Origin of the sequence: Haladaptatus sp. AB618 (genome assembly GCF_024136965.1) — an archaeon.
Classification (GTDB): Archaea; Halobacteriota; Halobacteria; order Halobacteriales; family Haladaptataceae; genus Haladaptatus.
This window is the reverse complement of record NZ_JAMYJX010000001.1, coordinates 862,392-877,303: the sequence shown is the minus strand read 5'-3', so window position 1 is coordinate 877,303 and position 14,912 is coordinate 862,392. Positions and strand designations below refer to the sequence as shown.

25 protein-coding genes and 1 tRNA gene are annotated in these 14,912 nt (G+C 61.4%); 25 read left to right on the top strand and 1 reads right to left on the bottom strand.

Features of this window, described 5'->3' with window-relative positions; genetic code table 11:
• Positions 1–97: 97 nt before the first annotated feature.
• Positions 98–168 (bottom strand) — tRNA-Gly (locus tag NKF26_RS04675).
• A 214-nt stretch (positions 169–382) separates the two neighbouring features.
• Between NKF26_RS04675 and NKF26_RS04670 the strand changes: the two genes are divergently transcribed.
• The 25 genes from NKF26_RS04670 (at position 383) to secY (ending at position 14,893) form a co-directional block, all read left to right on the top strand.
• Entirely contained in the window at positions 383–1,225 is an 843-nt protein-coding gene (locus tag NKF26_RS04670; protein ID WP_253225570.1) for an RNA methyltransferase, read from the top strand.
• A 4-nt stretch (positions 1,226–1,229) separates the two neighbouring features.
• A complete protein-coding gene (locus tag NKF26_RS04665; RefSeq protein WP_253225569.1) occupies positions 1,230–2,246 on the top strand; it encodes a 50S ribosomal protein L3 in 1,017 nt (338 codons plus the stop codon).
• A 3-nt stretch (positions 2,247–2,249) separates the two neighbouring features.
• Entirely contained in the window at positions 2,250–2,996 is a 747-nt protein-coding gene (gene rpl4p / locus NKF26_RS04660) for a 50S ribosomal protein L4 (RefSeq protein WP_253225568.1), read from the top strand.
• A complete protein-coding gene (locus NKF26_RS04655) occupies positions 2,993–3,244 on the top strand; it encodes a 50S ribosomal protein L23 (protein WP_253225567.1) in 252 nt (83 codons plus the stop codon). Before rpl4p ends, NKF26_RS04655 begins: the two co-directional genes overlap by 4 nt.
• Positions 3,245–3,246: 2 nt before the next feature.
• A complete protein-coding gene (locus NKF26_RS04650; protein WP_253225566.1) occupies positions 3,247–3,969 on the top strand; it encodes a 50S ribosomal protein L2 in 723 nt (240 codons plus the stop codon).
• Entirely contained in the window at positions 3,966–4,391 is a 426-nt protein-coding gene (locus NKF26_RS04645) for a 30S ribosomal protein S19 (RefSeq protein WP_066141882.1), read from the top strand. Before NKF26_RS04650 ends, NKF26_RS04645 begins: the two co-directional genes overlap by 4 nt.
• A gap of 3 nt (positions 4,392–4,394) precedes the next feature.
• Positions 4,395–4,856: a 50S ribosomal protein L22 gene (locus NKF26_RS04640; RefSeq protein ID WP_253225565.1), complete on the top strand. Its 462-nt coding sequence runs from the start codon at positions 4,395–4,397 to the stop codon at positions 4,854–4,856.
• Entirely contained in the window at positions 4,856–5,815 is a 960-nt protein-coding gene (locus tag NKF26_RS04635; protein ID WP_253225564.1) for a 30S ribosomal protein S3, read from the top strand. The genes NKF26_RS04640 and NKF26_RS04635 overlap by 1 nt, the downstream gene beginning before the upstream one ends.
• Positions 5,815–6,033, top strand: a complete 219-nt coding sequence (gene rpmC / locus NKF26_RS04630) for a 50S ribosomal protein L29 (RefSeq protein WP_253225563.1) — start codon at positions 5,815–5,817, stop codon at positions 6,031–6,033. The genes NKF26_RS04635 and rpmC overlap by 1 nt, the downstream gene beginning before the upstream one ends.
• A 19-nt stretch (positions 6,034–6,052) precedes the next feature.
• Entirely contained in the window at positions 6,053–6,481 is a 429-nt protein-coding gene (locus tag NKF26_RS04625; protein ID WP_253234036.1) for a ribonuclease P protein component 1, read from the top strand.
• Complete coding sequence (locus NKF26_RS04620) at positions 6,472–6,804, top strand: 30S ribosomal protein S17 (RefSeq protein ID WP_253225562.1); 333 nt, start codon at positions 6,472–6,474, stop codon at positions 6,802–6,804. Before NKF26_RS04625 ends, NKF26_RS04620 begins: the two co-directional genes overlap by 10 nt.
• Entirely contained in the window at positions 6,804–7,202 is a 399-nt protein-coding gene (locus tag NKF26_RS04615; protein WP_049969849.1) for a 50S ribosomal protein L14, read from the top strand. Before NKF26_RS04620 ends, NKF26_RS04615 begins: the two co-directional genes overlap by 1 nt.
• Positions 7,199–7,555 carry a 50S ribosomal protein L24 gene (rplX, locus tag NKF26_RS04610; RefSeq protein ID WP_253225561.1) on the top strand — a complete coding sequence of 119 codons (357 nt, stop codon included), beginning with the start codon at positions 7,199–7,201 and terminating at the stop codon, positions 7,553–7,555. The genes NKF26_RS04615 and rplX overlap by 4 nt, the downstream gene beginning before the upstream one ends.
• Positions 7,552–8,256 (top strand): 30S ribosomal protein S4e, encoded by a 705-nt coding sequence (locus tag NKF26_RS04605; protein ID WP_253225560.1) that lies wholly within the window; start codon positions 7,552–7,554, stop codon positions 8,254–8,256. The genes rplX and NKF26_RS04605 overlap by 4 nt, the downstream gene beginning before the upstream one ends.
• Positions 8,253–8,771 carry a 50S ribosomal protein L5 gene (locus NKF26_RS04600; RefSeq protein ID WP_253225559.1) on the top strand — a complete coding sequence of 173 codons (519 nt, stop codon included), beginning with the start codon at positions 8,253–8,255 and terminating at the stop codon, positions 8,769–8,771. The genes NKF26_RS04605 and NKF26_RS04600 overlap by 4 nt, the downstream gene beginning before the upstream one ends.
• Positions 8,768–8,944, top strand: coding sequence for a 30S ribosomal protein S14 (locus tag NKF26_RS04595; protein WP_066141855.1), 177 nt, complete (start codon positions 8,768–8,770; stop codon positions 8,942–8,944). The genes NKF26_RS04600 and NKF26_RS04595 overlap by 4 nt, the downstream gene beginning before the upstream one ends.
• Positions 8,945–8,946: 2 nt before the next feature.
• Positions 8,947–9,339, top strand: coding sequence for a 30S ribosomal protein S8 (locus NKF26_RS04590; protein WP_066141852.1), 393 nt, complete (start codon positions 8,947–8,949; stop codon positions 9,337–9,339).
• 2 nt (positions 9,340–9,341) lie between these two features.
• Positions 9,342–9,878 (top strand): 50S ribosomal protein L6, encoded by a 537-nt coding sequence (locus NKF26_RS04585; RefSeq protein WP_066141849.1) that lies wholly within the window; start codon positions 9,342–9,344, stop codon positions 9,876–9,878.
• 3 nt (positions 9,879–9,881) lie between these two features.
• Complete coding sequence (locus tag NKF26_RS04580) at positions 9,882–10,592, top strand: 50S ribosomal protein L32e (RefSeq protein ID WP_253225558.1); 711 nt, start codon at positions 9,882–9,884, stop codon at positions 10,590–10,592.
• Positions 10,585–11,025, top strand: coding sequence for a 50S ribosomal protein L19e (locus tag NKF26_RS04575; protein ID WP_253225557.1), 441 nt, complete (start codon positions 10,585–10,587; stop codon positions 11,023–11,025). The genes NKF26_RS04580 and NKF26_RS04575 overlap by 8 nt, the downstream gene beginning before the upstream one ends.
• 2 nt (positions 11,026–11,027) lie before the next feature.
• Positions 11,028–11,582, top strand: coding sequence for a 50S ribosomal protein L18 (locus NKF26_RS04570; protein ID WP_253225556.1), 555 nt, complete (start codon positions 11,028–11,030; stop codon positions 11,580–11,582).
• A gap of 1 nt (position 11,583) precedes the next feature.
• Entirely contained in the window at positions 11,584–12,225 is a 642-nt protein-coding gene (locus NKF26_RS04565) for a 30S ribosomal protein S5 (protein ID WP_066141837.1), read from the top strand.
• The gene (rpmD, locus tag NKF26_RS04560) at positions 12,225–12,689 is read left to right on the top strand and encodes a 50S ribosomal protein L30 (RefSeq protein WP_066141834.1); all 465 of its coding nucleotides are present in this window, start codon (positions 12,225–12,227) and stop codon (positions 12,687–12,689) included. Before NKF26_RS04565 ends, rpmD begins: the two co-directional genes overlap by 1 nt.
• Positions 12,690–12,691: 2 nt before the next feature.
• Entirely contained in the window at positions 12,692–13,180 is a 489-nt protein-coding gene (locus tag NKF26_RS04555) for an uL15m family ribosomal protein (RefSeq protein ID WP_066141831.1), read from the top strand.
• 249 nt (positions 13,181–13,429) lie between these two features.
• Positions 13,430–14,893, top strand: coding sequence for a preprotein translocase subunit SecY (secY, locus tag NKF26_RS04550; RefSeq protein ID WP_253234117.1), 1,464 nt, complete (start codon positions 13,430–13,432; stop codon positions 14,891–14,893).
• Positions 14,894–14,912: the final 19 nt, after the last annotated feature.

Below are 14,912 nucleotides of genomic sequence, written 5' to 3'. Positions count from 1 at the left end.
GACTCGCAGGATTCAAATCACCAGCTACGATTTCATCGCTCACGCCATGGCGAGCACGCGCTACACGCGGTGCTCGACGGTTTGCTCCCGATAGAAATGCGCTGGCTGGGATTTGAACCCAGGTTGTGACCATGGCAAGGTCACGTGATACCACTACACTACCAGCGCAGTGCTGCTTGCACTCTTTCGTATTCCCGACTACAGTATAAGACTTGCGAGTTCGGACTCTCCCCGTGAACTATTCACTCACTCTTTTTCTCGTAATTTCGAGGATACCGGGCGTGTGAATACGTCACGCGGCTGAATCCGAAGCGGCACTCTTTTAACCGTCAGTACGAAAACTTCGCTACAGTCTAGTGATGAGGCGTCGAAGCGTAACGGTATGAGCGTCAACCTACTCGTACCATCGTCCCTCGTCCGGGAAGCCGAAGACAAACGCGAGGCAACTCGTAAGATCGGCTACGTCGCCCGCGCGGCGACCGTATTCCGGGCGGACCGCTTGACCGTCTTCCACGACGTGGAAGGCGAGAACAAGTGGGGAGGTGGATTCGTCGAAACCGTGCTCAAGTACGCCGCCACACCGCCCTACCTCCGAAAGGAGGCATTCGGGAGGCGGGACGAATTGGAGTACGTGGGCGTCCTACCGCCGCTCCGCGCCCCATCACAGACCGGCTCCGAATCGGAGGGTTCGGGGTCGTTAAGACAGGGAATCGTGACCGAGGTCGGACCTGAAGGGCGCGTTCGGGTCAATTGCGGACTGCAACACCCGATCTCACTCGTCGTACCGTCTTCCATGACGGTCGCCGAGGGGGAACGCGTTACCGTCAGGATCTCTTCGAGAAGACCGGTCCGTGCGAAGCTCGTGGATGACCCCATTCCGGGTCTCACAGTGACGCGCACGGACCTCTCGGCGGCCCTCGACCGCGACGACGCCGGTGTCACAATCGGCACGTCGCGTCACGGAGAACCACTCTCCGTTCGACGACTCGACGAAGTCGTCAGACGAACCAACCGCGACGGAATGACCGTCGCCTTTGGTTCGCCGGGTCGAGGACTGCCGGAGATGTTCGGGGTAGAACCCGAAGGAATCTCCACGGTCGAATCCGGCGTCCTAGCCCGGTTCGACCTCTGGCTAAATACGGTTCCAAACCAAGGCAGCGGGGTCGTGCGAACTGAAGAAGCGATGTTCGCCTCCCTCGGCTGCCTTACCCTCAACATCGAGTGATACGATGCCAGAAACAAGCAGACCACGCAAAGGTTCGCTGGGCTTCGGCCCCCGAAAGCGCGCGACGAGCGAAGTTCCGCGCTTCAACTCGTGGCCCGACAGTGACGGTCAGCCGTCGCTGCAGGGATTCGCGGGTTACAAGGCTGGAATGACCCATGTGGTGATGGTCAACGACGAGGCAAACTCCCCCCGCGAAGGGATGGAGGAGACCGTACCGGTCACCATCGTCGAGACGCCCCCAATGCGCGCCGTCGCTCTTCGAGCCTACGAAGACACGCCGTATGGGAAGAAACCACTGACGGAAGTGTGGGGTACCGAGTTCCACGACGAACTCGGCCGCACGCTCAACGTTCCGGAGAACCACGACGCCGACGCCGCGGAGGAGGACCTCCGCGCGGCCATCGAGGCAGGCGACGTGGCTGACCTCCGGGTCATCACACACACCGTTCCCAGCGACCTCAAGAACGTACCGAAGAAACGACCGGACGTCATGGAAACGCGGATCGGCGGCGGCTCCCTCGACGAGCGCGCCGATTTCGCCCTCGAACTACTCGAAGACGGCGGGGAACACGACATCACTGACGTGTTCCGCGCAGGCGAGTACCTCGACACCAGCGGCGTCACGAAAGGAAAAGGAACGCAGGGTCCCGTCAAGCGATGGGGCGTCCAGAAGCGGAAGGGCAAACACGCCCGCCAAGGCTGGAGACGCCGCATCGGTAACCTCGGCCCGTGGAATCCGTCGCGCGTTCGCTCGACGGTTCCGCAGCTGGGTCAGATGGGCTACCACCAGCGTACCGAACTCAACAAGCGTCTCATCTCCCTCGGCGACGACGATGAAGCCTCCGTCGACGGTGGCTTCGTCAACTACGGCGAGGTCGATGGTCCGTACGCGCTCATCAAGGGTTCGGTGCCGGGCCCGAACAAGCGCCTCGTGCGCTTCCGCCCTGCCGTTCGACCGACCGACCAACCGCGCCTCGACCCCGAGGTGCGCTACGTAAGTACGGAGTCCAACCAGGGATAACCCATGCAGGCAACAGTACGTAACCTGAATGGCGAGGACGCTGATACGGTCGACCTGCCGGACGTGTTCGAAACGACCGTCCGCACCGACCTCATCAAGCGAGCAGTGCTCGCCGCACAGGCAAACCGGAAACAGGACTACGGTACCGACCCCCACGCCGGGATGCGTACCTCCGCCGAGTCGCCGGGCAGTGGCCGCGGTATGGCCCACGTCCCGCAGACGAACGGACGAGGTGCTCGCGTTCCATTCACCGTGGGCGGTCGTGTCGCACACCCGCCGAAAGCGGAGAAGGACCGCTCCCGCTCGATCAACAAGAAGGAGCGTAAATTGGCCGTCCGAAGCGCCATCGCGGCGACGACGGACGCCGAACGCGTCTCGGAGCGCGGACACCGCTTCGACGAGGACACGGAACTCCCCCTCGTCGTGAGCGACGACTTCGAAGACCTCGTGAAGACTCAGGAGGTCGTTTCCTTCCTCGAAGCCGTCGGCATCGACGCCGACATCGCACGCGCGGAGGACAACAAGAAGGTTCGCGCCGGCCGTGGGACGACCCGTGGCCGCAAGTACAAGACGCCCAAGTCGATCCTCTTCGTCACCAGTGAGGAGCCGTCGCGCGCAGCGCGAAACCTCGCCGGTGCCGACGTTGCGACGGCGCGCGAGGTCAACACGGAAGACCTCGCCCCCGGTACGCAGGCAGGACGACTGACCGTCTGGACCGAAAGCGCACTTGAAGAGGTGGCTGACCGATGAGCATCGTCGAATACCCGTGGGTTACGGAGAAAGCGATGAACGAGATGGACTTCGAGAACAAGCTCCAGTTCATCGTGTCGCTCGACGCGACAAAACCCGAAATCCGCGACGAAATCGAGGACCGCTACGATGTCACCATCGAGAAGATCAACACCCAAGTCACCATGAAAGGGAAGAAGAAGGCGACCGTCTCGTTGTCGGACGACGACGACGCACAGGACGTCGCCTCCCGAATCGGGGTGTTCTGATAATGGGACGAAGGATTCAGGGACAGCGACGTGGACGTGGTGGACCGACCTTCCGCGCACCGTCGCACCGATACAAAGCAGAACTGAGCCACAAGAACGCCGAAGACGGCGACTTGGTCACCGGAACGGTGGTCGGTATCGAACACGACCCCGCCCGTAGTGCACCCGTCGCGGCCATCGAGTTCGAGGACGGCGACCAGCGACTCGTCCTCGCACCCGAAGGCGTCGGCGTTGGCGAAGAGATTCAGGTCGGCGTTTCCGCCGAAATCAAGCCGGGCAACACGCTCCCGCTCGCCGAAATCCCGGAAGGGGTTCCGGTGTGCAACGTCGAGCGTCAGCCCGGTGACGGCGGCAAGTTCGCCCGCGCATCCGGCGTCGGGGCGAACCTCATCACGCACGACCGAGAGGCTGCTGTCGTGGAACTCCCGAGCGGCGAAGTCCGACGACTCTCGCCCCAGTGCCGTGCCACCATCGGCGTCGTCGCCGGTGGCGGACGGACGGAGAAACCGATGGTCAAAGCCGGTAACAAATATCACAAAATGAAGGCTCGCGGTACGAAGTGGCCGAACGTGCGTGGTGTGGCGATGAACGCCGTCGACCACCCGTTCGGTGGCGGTGGCCGCCAGCACCCCGGACGCCCGAAGAGTGTCTCCCGAGACGCTCCGCCGGGACGAAAGGTCGGGGACATCGCGTCCAAGCGAACTGGACGTGGAGGTAACAAATGAGCGGAAACGAATACCGAACAGGACGCGAGGGTGAGTTCACCTATCGCGGCTACGACCTCGACGAACTGCAGGACATGAGTCTTGAGGAAGTCGCGGAACTGTTGCCCGCACGAATGCGGCGAAGCATCCTTCGCGGGTTGACCGTCGAACAGGAGAAACTGCTCGACAAGGCCCAGGACAAAACCGAGGAAGAATCGGCGAACAGCCCGATTCGGACGCACCTGCGCGACATGCCCGTGCTCCCATCGTTCGTGAACAAGACGTTCGCCGTCTACAACGGCAGCGACTTCGAGCGCGTGCGAATCGAGCCGGAAATGTTGGGCCACTATCTCGGCGAGTTCCAGCTGACCCGCACATCGGTCGAACACGGACAGGCGGGAATCGGTGCGACCCGTTCCTCGAAGTTCGTACCACTCAAATAAACCATGGGAATCAGCTACAGCATCGATGCCGACCCGGACACCACCGCCAAGGGGATGCTTCGGGATCAGCACATGAGCCACAAGCACAGCAAGGCGATTGCCCGAGAGATCAAGGGCAAAACCGCCAGGGACGCGAAAGCGTACCTCCAGCAGGTCGTGAACGAAGAGCGATCGGTGCCGTTTAAGCAGCACAACAGCGGCGTCGGTCACCGTTCGGACATCGACGGCTGGGACGCAGGTCGCTACCCGGAGAAGGCGAGCAAGGCGTTCATCACGCTGCTCGACAACGTCGTGAGCAATGCGGACGCCCAAGGATTCGACGGCGAATCGATGAAGATCAAGCACGTCGCCGCCCACAAGGTCGGCGAAGTGCAGGGTCGAAAACCCCGTGCGTTCGGCCGCGCAAGCGCGTGGAACACGCCCGAGGTCGACGTCGAACTCATCCTTGAGGAGGTCGACAACTAATGGCAGACGAACATCAGTTCATTCAGGACGGCCTACAGCGGTCACAGATAGACGAGTTCTTCGCGGAAGAACTCGGCCGCGCAGGGTACGGCGGCATGGATGTCGCCAAGACGCCGATGGGGACCCAGATCGTCCTCAAGGCGGAAAAACCCGGTATGGTCATCGGAAAGGGCGGGAAGAACATCCGGAAGATCACCCGAGAGCTCGGTGAGCGGTTCAACCTCGACGACCCGCAGATCGACGTTCAAGAGGTCGACGAACCGGATCTGAACGCTCGTATCGTCGCCGATCGGCTCGCCAACGCGCTCGAACGCGGTTGGTACTTCCGGAAGGCGGGTCACACGACCATCGACCGAATCATGGACTCCGGTGCACTCGGCGCCGAGATCGTCCTGTCCGGCAAGGTTACTGGCGCACGCTCGCGCGTGGAGAAGTTCAACCGAGGCTACATCAAGCACAACGGTGAACCCGCACAGACCATCGTCGATCACGGTCAAGGCGTCGCGGTGATGAAACTCGGCACCATCGGTGTCGACGTGAAGATCATCCCGCCGGGAGCGGACCTCCCCGACGACTTCCAGATCGAGGAGGGCGCAAGCCCCGAGGAACTCGTTCCGGAAGCGGTCGAGGCCAACGAGGCCGCGGACCTCATCGAAGAGCCGAGCGACGAGGAGCTCGAAGAGCTTCGCGCCGACGAGGACGAGGAATCGCCGGAACCCGGCGAGACCGAAGTCGAAGAGGAAGTCGTCGAGGAAGTCATCGACGACGAGTCCGAAGCGGAAGCTGACGAGTCCGAAACCGAGTCCGTCGAGGAGGAACTCGACGAACTCGAAGAGGAAGTCGAAGCCGAAGCCGAGGAACTCCTCGAAGAGATGGAAGGCGAGGAGCAAGGCTCCTCGGAAAGTTCGAGTGACGAATCGCAAGAAGACGACGAGGCCGAGGAGGAGGCTGAGGAATAATGGCCATCCTTCACACCGAAGAGATCCGCGACATGACGCCCGCAGAGCGCGGTTCCGAACTCGAAGAGCTCGAGACGGAACTGCTCAACGCGAAGGCAGTCAAAGCGGCCGGTGGTGCCCCGGAGAATCCGGGTCGCATCAAGGAACTCCGTCGAACCATCGCTCGAATCAAGACGATTCAGCAAGAGGAAGGCGACGCGTCGGACGACGACGAATAATCGCACACACCTCATAACCATGCCACTAACACCCGAGACGATAACGAAACACGAACTCGCCGGTCTCCGCGTGCGAGTCGCCTCGGCGACGAACCCACCCCTCGAATCGATCGAGGGACGGGTCGTTTCCGAGACGATGAACACGCTTACGGTCGAGTCCGCGTCTCGGTCGTGGCAGGTACCAAAACAGGGCACGACGTTCGAATTCGAACTCACAGATGAAGCCGCCGCTTCCGTCAAGGAAGCGGGGACCGCGTCCAAACGGAGGTCGGAAACTGCTGGAGTCCGCTCCGGTCAGTCTGGTCTTTTCTCCGAGTCTTGCTCGGAGACACGTCGGAACACTTCCGACGGTGGCGAGGGCGTGGCTTACGTTACGGTGGATGGCACGAATTTGCTCTCACGACCCGCATTGCGTACCGAAATTGGAGGAAATTCGAAATGGCGTTAGGATTGAATGTACCAGAACCGGAGGAGACCTGCTCCCACGATGACTGCCCGTTCCACGGAACGCTTTCCGTGCGCGGACAGATCATCGAGGGCGAAGTCGCCTCCACTGACATGGATAAAACCGTTGTCGTCGAGCGAGAGTACGACGTTGCAGTGCCGAAATACGATCGGCAGATGAAGCGTCGCTCCCGCGTTCCGGCCCACGCGCCGGAATGCATGTCGCTCGCAGTTGGCGACACGGTTCGTATCGCAGAGACCCGACCGCTCTCGAAGACGAAATCACACGTCGTCGTCGAGAACCTGACCGAGGAGGGTGACGAATAATGGAAGCACTGAAGGCTGACGTGACACAGGGCGTCGAGAAAGGCTCCCTGCTCAACTGTGCCGACAACACCGGCGCACGCGAGCTCAAGGTCATCAGCGTTTCCGGCTACCACGGCACGAAGAGCCGCCATCCCAAGGCAGGCATCGGTGACAAGATCACCGTGTCCGTCACGAAGGGGACGCCGGAGATGCGCCGTCAGGTGCTCGAAGCCGTCATCATCCGACAGCGAAAGTCCATCCGTCGTCCCGACGGCACGCGTGTCAAATTCGAAGACAACGCGGCCGTCGTCATCGACGACGTGGAAGAACCGCGAGGGACCGAGATCAAGGGTCCCATCGCGCAGGAAGTCGCAGAGCGGTTCGGAAGTATCGCAAGCACAGCTACGATGATAGTATGACTCGACAACCACGCAAACAGCGAAACCGGACCGAACGCGCACCGCTCCACGAGCGGCACGAACAGGTCAAAGCGCCGTTGTCCGACGACCTCCGAGAGGAGTTCGGCCAGCGTAGCGTCCGCGTCAACGCGGGCGACACGGTCGAAGTCATGCGCGGCGATTTCGCCGGCGAAGAAGGCGAAGTCGTGGACGTCGACCTGAAGTCGGCGACCATTCGCGTCGAGGACGTCGTCCTCGAAAAGGCCGACGGTGAGGATGTCGCGCGACCGCTCGAGGCGAGCAACGTCCGCGTGACAGACCTCGACCTGTCCGACGACCGCCGTGAGGCACGTCTGGAAGGTGATTCCGAATGAGCAACCATCAGAAACGACTCTCCGTTCCGAACTCTTGGCCGGTCGAGCGAAAGACCGCCACGTTCACCGTGAAGGCCGGCGCCGGCCCGCACGGTCGTGACGGTGTCCCGCTCCTCATCATCCTGCGGGACGTGCTGGGCTACACTGCTTCGAAGAAGGAAGCCCGCTACGCGCTCAACCAAGATTCCGTACTCGTGAACGGACAATCAGTGAGTGACGAACAGCGACCCATCGGCATGTTCGATATCCTCGCGTTCCCAGAACGCGACGAGTACTACCGCGTCTTCCCCGACGAGGGTGGTCGCCTCGCGCTGACCCCCATCGACGAGGATGCGGCGAACGGCCGACTGGCGAAAATCGAGGACAAGACGAACGTCCCCGGTGGCGAAACGCAACTCAATCTCCACGACGGCAGCAACCTCCGTGTCGAGTCCGATTCGGACTACAACACGAAGGACTCCATCGTCGTCGGGACGGAGGACAAGGAAATCCTTGCCCACTTCCCGTACGAGGAAGGTAGTCTCGTTACCGCCGTTCGCGGGCAGCACGCTGGCGAGATCGGCGAAGTCACCGACATCACGGTGACGCCCGGCAGCGGTTCGAACACCGTCGCCGTTTCCGGCGACGAGAACGAGTTCGAGACCGTCGAGGAGTACCTCGTCGTCATCGACGAGAACTTCACGGGAGGGGATGACGAATGAGCGAAGCCGAATTCCACGAGATGCGAGAGCCGAAAGTGGAGAAAGTCGTCGTCCACATGGGCGTCGGTGAAGGTGGTCGCGAACTCGCCAACGCCGAGGAGATCCTCGAAAACGTGACGGACCAACAGAGCGTCCGCACGTTGGCGAAGTCCACTTTGCCGGATTTCGGTATCCGTCAGGGCGACCCGATCGGTGCGAAGGTGACGCTCCGTGGCGAGGAAGCACACGACTTCCTCGAAACGGCGCTCCCACTCGTGAGCCTCTCGTCGAAGCAGTTCGACGAGACCGGGAACTTCAGCTTCGGTATCAACGAGCACACCGAGTTCCCGAGCCAGGAGTACGACCCGAACGTCGGAATCTACGGGCTTGACGTGACCGTCAACCTCGTTCGGCCGGGCTACCGCGTCGCAAAGCGCGACAAGGTCACCCGCCAGATTCCGTCGAACCACCGACTGACGGCCGAGGACGCGCTAGCGTTCCTCCAGGCCAGCTTCGACGTTGAGGTGGATGAATGAGCGAAAGTGAAAACGATGCGACCGGCGAGCATTCGACCAAGCGCACTGGCCAAATGGAAACGTGCCAACGATGTGGTCGAAAGCAAGGTCTGGTCGGCAAGTACGACATCAATCTGTGTCGACAGTGCTTCCGTGAGATCGCACGCGACATGGGATTCAGGAAGTACCGATAACAATGGCAGGAAACGACCCCCTTAGCAACGCACTCTCCGGCGTGGACAACGCCGAAGGTGTCGGTCATCTGTCCCACACGGTACAGCCCGCTTCGAACGAGATCGGCAGCGTGCTCGAGGTCTTCTACGACCACGGGTACATCGACGGCTTCGACTTCGTCGATGACGGTAAAGCCGGTCGGTTCGAGGTCGAACTAAAAGGCGCTATCAACGAATGTGGCGCGGTCAAGCCCCGCTATTCGGTGGGCAAGGACGACTTCGAGAAGTGGGAGAAACGGTTCCTCCCCGCCCGTGACTACGGGGCACTCGTCGTCACGACCAGCCACGGCGTCATGAGCCACTACGAAGCCCGTGAGGAGGGCATCGGTGGCCAGGTCATCGCATACGTCTACTAACAATGCCACGAGTAGAAATCGAAATTCCGGACGAGGTGTCCGCCGACGTAGACCACCTCGACGTGACCATCGAAGGGCCGGAGGGATCCGTCACGCGACGGCTCTGGTACCCGAACATCAGTGTCACGGTCGAAGACGACGCAGTGGTCATCGAGAGCGACGTCACCGACGCGAAAACGAACGCGACGGTGGGAACGTTCGAGAGCCACGTGCGAAACATGGTCCACGGCGTGAGCGAGGAGTGGGAGTACAAGATGGAAGTCTTCTACTCTCACTTCCCGATGCAGGTCCGTTCCGAGGGCGACGAAGTCGTCATCGAGAACTTCCTCGGAGAGAAAGCGCCACGACGAACGAACGTCCACGGGGACACCGTCGTCGAGGTCAGCGACGAGGAACTGAGCCTGCGCGGCCCAAGTATCGAAGACGTCGGTCAGACCGCCGCAGACATCGAACAACTCACCCGCGTGTCGGGTAAAGACACGCGCGTGTTCCAGGACGGCGTCTACATTACCGAGAAGCCGTCCACGGGAGGTGCCTGATAGATGGCAGACGAACCAGAACAGATCGAAGACATCAGCGGTGTTGGCGAGAGCAAGGCCGAATCGCTCCGTGAGGAAGGCTTCGAGTCCGTCGAGGACATCAAAGCCGCCGAGCAATCGGACCTCGCGGAAGTCGACGGAATCGGCAACGCACTCGCTGCCCGTATCAAGGCGGACGTCGGAAGCCTCGAAGTCGAAGAGGAGACCGAAGCCGAGATCGAAGAAGAGGAATCGGAGGCCGAGGAGGAAGAACCGGCCGAAGACGTCGAAACCGAACTGCAACCCCGCGGGCTGACCGAGAAGACGCCCGACCTCGAAGACGAGGAGGCACGACTGCTCAAGCAGCGAGAGCGTGTCGGGACCCCGCAGTTCAATCGACAGGACTACCACAAGAAAAAGCGCACGCCCTCGTCGTGGCGCAAGCCGCGCGGAAACCTCAGCAAGCAGCGCCGGGGAATCAAGGGCAAAGGCGACATGGTCGAGGCGGGCTACCGCACGCCGAAAGCGGTTCGGGGCAAGCACCCGAGCGGCTTCGACGAGGTTCGCGTTCACAACGTCGATGATCTCGACGGCGTGGACGGCGACACCGAAGCGGTTCGCATCGCCTCGAAAGTCGGCGCTCGCAAACGCGAGCGTATCGAGGAAGTCGCCGAGGACGACGGCATTCGCGTGCTCAACCCAACCTACGTCGAAGTGGAGGTAGACAATGAGTGACTTGAGTGCACAGAAGAAACTCGCATCGGACGTCCTCGACGTCGGTAAGAACCGCGTTTGGTTCGACCCCGACGCACAGGGTGCCATCGCTGACGCGATTACCCGAGAGGACATCCGCGAACTGGTCGACGACGGGTCGATCCAGTCGAAGGATGCAAAGAGCAACTCCCGCGGCCGTGCCCGTGAGCGCAACGCGAAACGCGCTTACGGACATCGAACCGGACCCGGAACCCGCAAAGGGAAGAAGGGCGGCCGTAAGAACTCGAAAGAGGAATGGACGAACCAAATCCGCGCACAGCGACGCAAGCTCCGCGAACTCCGTGCTGACGGCGAAATCACGCAGACGCAGTACCGCGCTCTGTACGACAAGGCCAAAGGCGGGGAGTTCCGTAGCGTGCAATACCTGCTGAACTACATAGAGAACAACTACTAACAATGGCAACTGGACCACGATACAAGGTGCCGATGCGCCGCCGCCGTGAGGTCCGGACTGACTACCATCAAAGGTTGCGCCTGCTGAAATCGGGTAAGCCACGTCTGGTCGCTCGGAAGAGCAACCAGCATGTCAGGGCACAGCTGGTCACGATGGGTCCCGACGGCGACAACACAGTTGCGAGTGCTTACTCCGGCGATCTGGCGGAGTACGGCTGGGAGGCCCCGACGGGCAACATCCCCAGCGCGTACCTCACTGGATATCTGCTCGGCAAACGCGCACTCGACACTGATTACGATGAGGCAGTGCTCGACATCGGTCTCAACACGGCGACGCCCGGCAGTAAGGCGTTCGCAGTACAGGAAGGTGCAATCGACGCTGGTCTCGACATCCCCCACAACGAAAGCGTGATGGCTGACTGGTCGCGTAACCGCGGCGAGCACATCGCCGAGTACGCTGAACAGCTGGACGACCCGCTGTACAGCGGGGATTTCGACGCCACAGAACTACCCGAGCACTTCGACGAAGTGCTCTCGAAGCTCCAGGAGGACGAATAATATGAGTAACAGAAACGGCTGGCAACCCCAGACTCGTCTCGGCCGAAAGGTCGCCGATGGCGACATCGAGACGATGGAGGAGGCGCTGAACTCCGGCCTTCCGCTCAAGGAGCCGGAGCTCGTCGATCAGCTCCTTCCCGGTCTCGAAGACGAAGTGCTGGACATCAACATGGTCCAGCGCATGACCGACTCCGGTCGGCGGGTGAAGTTCCGCTGCGTCTGTGCTATCGGCAACCGCGACGGCTTCGTCGGCTACGCGGAAGGTCGAGACGATCAGGTCGGTGGTGCCATCCAGAAGGCTATCGAGATTGCAAAGCTGAACATCATCGACGTTCCCCGCGGCGCAGGGTCGTGGGAAGACCGAAGCGACCGACCGCACTCGCTCACCCACCGAACGAAGGGGAAGGCGGGCAGTGTCGAGGTCGAACTCATCCCGGCACCGGCCGGATTGGGTCTCGCAGCGACCGACACCGTTCGCAAAATCCTCGAACTCGCGGGAGTCGAGAACGCCTGGACGAAGAGCCACGGCAACACGCGAACGACGCTCAACCTCGCCAAGGCGACGTACAACGCGCTGGAGAACGCCTCCCAAGCGCGTGGGCCGCGCGCCCGTCCCGACGAGGAACCGGAGGTGGCTGACTGATGGAAGCAGTCGTCCAAGTTCGCGGTGAGGTCAACATGAACCAGGACATTCGTGACACCCTGTCGATGCTCAACATCCACAAGGTCAATCACTGCGCGCTGGTTCCGGAATCGGAGACCTACCGCGGCATGATCACGAAGGTCAACGACTTCGTCGCCCACGGGGAACCCGACCAGGAGGTCTTGGAGACGGTTCTCGCCAAGCGAGCACAGCCGCTCGAAGGCAGCGACGAGGTCGACGACGAGTGGATCGCAGAGAACACCGACTACGACGACGTTGCCGACCTCACGAGCGCGCTCCTCGACGACGAGACGACGCTCCGTGAGCAGGGCCTGACGCCCGTCCTCCGCCTTCACCCACCGCGTGGTGGACACGAGGGTATCAAGCACCCGACGAAGGAAGGAGGCCAGCTCGGCAAACACACGACAGAGGAAATCAGCACGCTCCTCAAGGCGATGCGATAACCATGACGAGCAAGAAACGACGCCAGCGTGGCTCGCGGACGCACGGGGGCGGAACCCACAAGAACCGCCGCGGTGCCGGACACCGTGGTGGTCGCGGACGCGCCGGTCGCGCAAAACACGAGTTCCACAACTACGAACCGCTCGGAAAGCACGGGTTCTCCCGACCCGAAGACTCGAAGGAAACGGTGCTCACCGTTTCCGTGCAGAAACTCGACGAAGACGCCGCGCTGTACGCGGCCGAGGGAGTCGCCGAGGAGACCGACGACGGCTACCAGCTCGACGCACGCGATGTCGTCGACGACGGCTGGGACGCTGACGCCGTCAAGGTGCTCGGCAGCGGTCAGGTTCGCAACAGCCTCGACATCACTGCGGACGCCTTCTCGGCATCCGCGGTCGAACTCATCGAGGAAGCGGACGGCGACGCCGTCCTGAGCGACCGGGCCCAGGAAGAGGAGTTCGGCGAAAGCGAAGACGAAGACGACGCGGAATAACTCCGTTCGTTGACCGTTTTTTGATGCAGTTCCCTGTCGAGTAGCAACGCTGATCGAGACATAATTGCGTTTTTCTGAGTTGAGAATGAAGTGTGGCTTCGAGCTTAAAACTTTGTGGCCGTTTCTTGGATTACCCTAAACCGCCCGAGACCGTATTCTGTGGCCCCCTCGCTACATTATACTATCTATTTTTGTCTGTGATGCGAGTCGAAGGAGATACATGTAGGGAGGTGCGAATTGATGTTGAACATGGGTTGGAAAGAGACTGCTGAACCAGTCCTCACACGAATGCCCGCCGTCCAGCGCCCGGAGGGACACATACCCTTCAAGCGCAAGCTGATGTGGACGGGGGGAGTGTTACTGCTGTACTTCTTCCTGACAAACGTCTACCTATACGGGGCGAACCAAGGTGCCGATATCTTCGGTAACTTCCGTTCGATACTCGGCGGTGGACGAGGAACTGTCCTGCACCTCGGTATCGGACCGATCGTCACCGCGAGCATCGTCCTCCAGTTGCTCGGCGGTGCGGACCTGTTGGGACTGGACACTGACGACCCACGCGACCAAGTGCTCTATCAGGGCCTACAAAAGCTGCTGGTCGTCGTGATGGTCTGTCTCGAAGGGCTGCCGATGGTGTTCATCGGCGGGTTCCTGCCGGTGAACGACCAGGTCGCTGCCAGCCTCGGCATCGGCGACTTCGGCGTCCAGTGGCTCATCTTCGCCCAGATCTTCATCGGCGCGATCCTCATCCTGTTCATGGACGAGATCGTCAGCAAGTGGGGTGTCGGGAGCGGTATCGGGCTGTTCATCGTCGCCAACGTCAGCCAGAGCCTCGTCGGCGGTCTCATCTCGCCGAAGGGCCTCGGTACCTACACCGGCCTCATCCCGCAGTGGATCGACATCATCACCGGGAACGCGGAGAACATCTCGCTGCTCACGGCGGGAGGTATCCAGTACCTCCTGTTCGGCGGTGGGCAAATCATCGCGCTCACCACGACGATACTCATCTTCATCGTCGTCGTGTACGCGGAGAGCGTGCGCGTCGAGATACCGTTGAGCCACGCACGAGTGAAGGGTGCGCGCGGTCGCTTCCCCGTGAAGCTCATCTACGCGAGCGTCCTGCCGATGATCCTCGTCCGCGCCCTGCAGGCGAACATCCAGTTCCTCGGGCGCATCCTGAACAGTCAGCTCGGGGACAGTATGCCAACATGGCTCGGTGTCTACAATCAGGGGTATCCCACCGGCGGGATATTCTACTACCTCGCACCCATCCAGAGTCCGAATCAGTGGATGTGGTGGGCCAACTCCCTCCCCCAAGCATGGTGGCAGGTCCTGGTCCGCGTCGGTCTTGATCTCGGGTTCATGGTCGTCGGCGGTGCCATCTTCGCGGTCTTCTGGGTGGAGACGGCGGACATGGGTCCCGAATCGACCGCGAAACAGATCCAGAACTCCGGGATGCAGATTCCCGGTTTCCGTCAGAACACGGGCGTCATCGAGAAGGTGATGGAGCGGTACATCCCGCAGGTCACCGTCCTCGGCGGCGCGCTGGTCGGCCTGCTGGCCGTCCTGGCGAACATGCTCGGTACCATCGGTGGCACCTCCGGTACCTCGCTGCTGCTCGCGGTGTCCATCACGTACAAGTTGTACGAGGAGATCGCTGAAGAGCAGCTAATGGAGATGCATCCGATGATGCGCGAGATGTTCGGCGGATAAGGTCGTCACAGACTTCCGA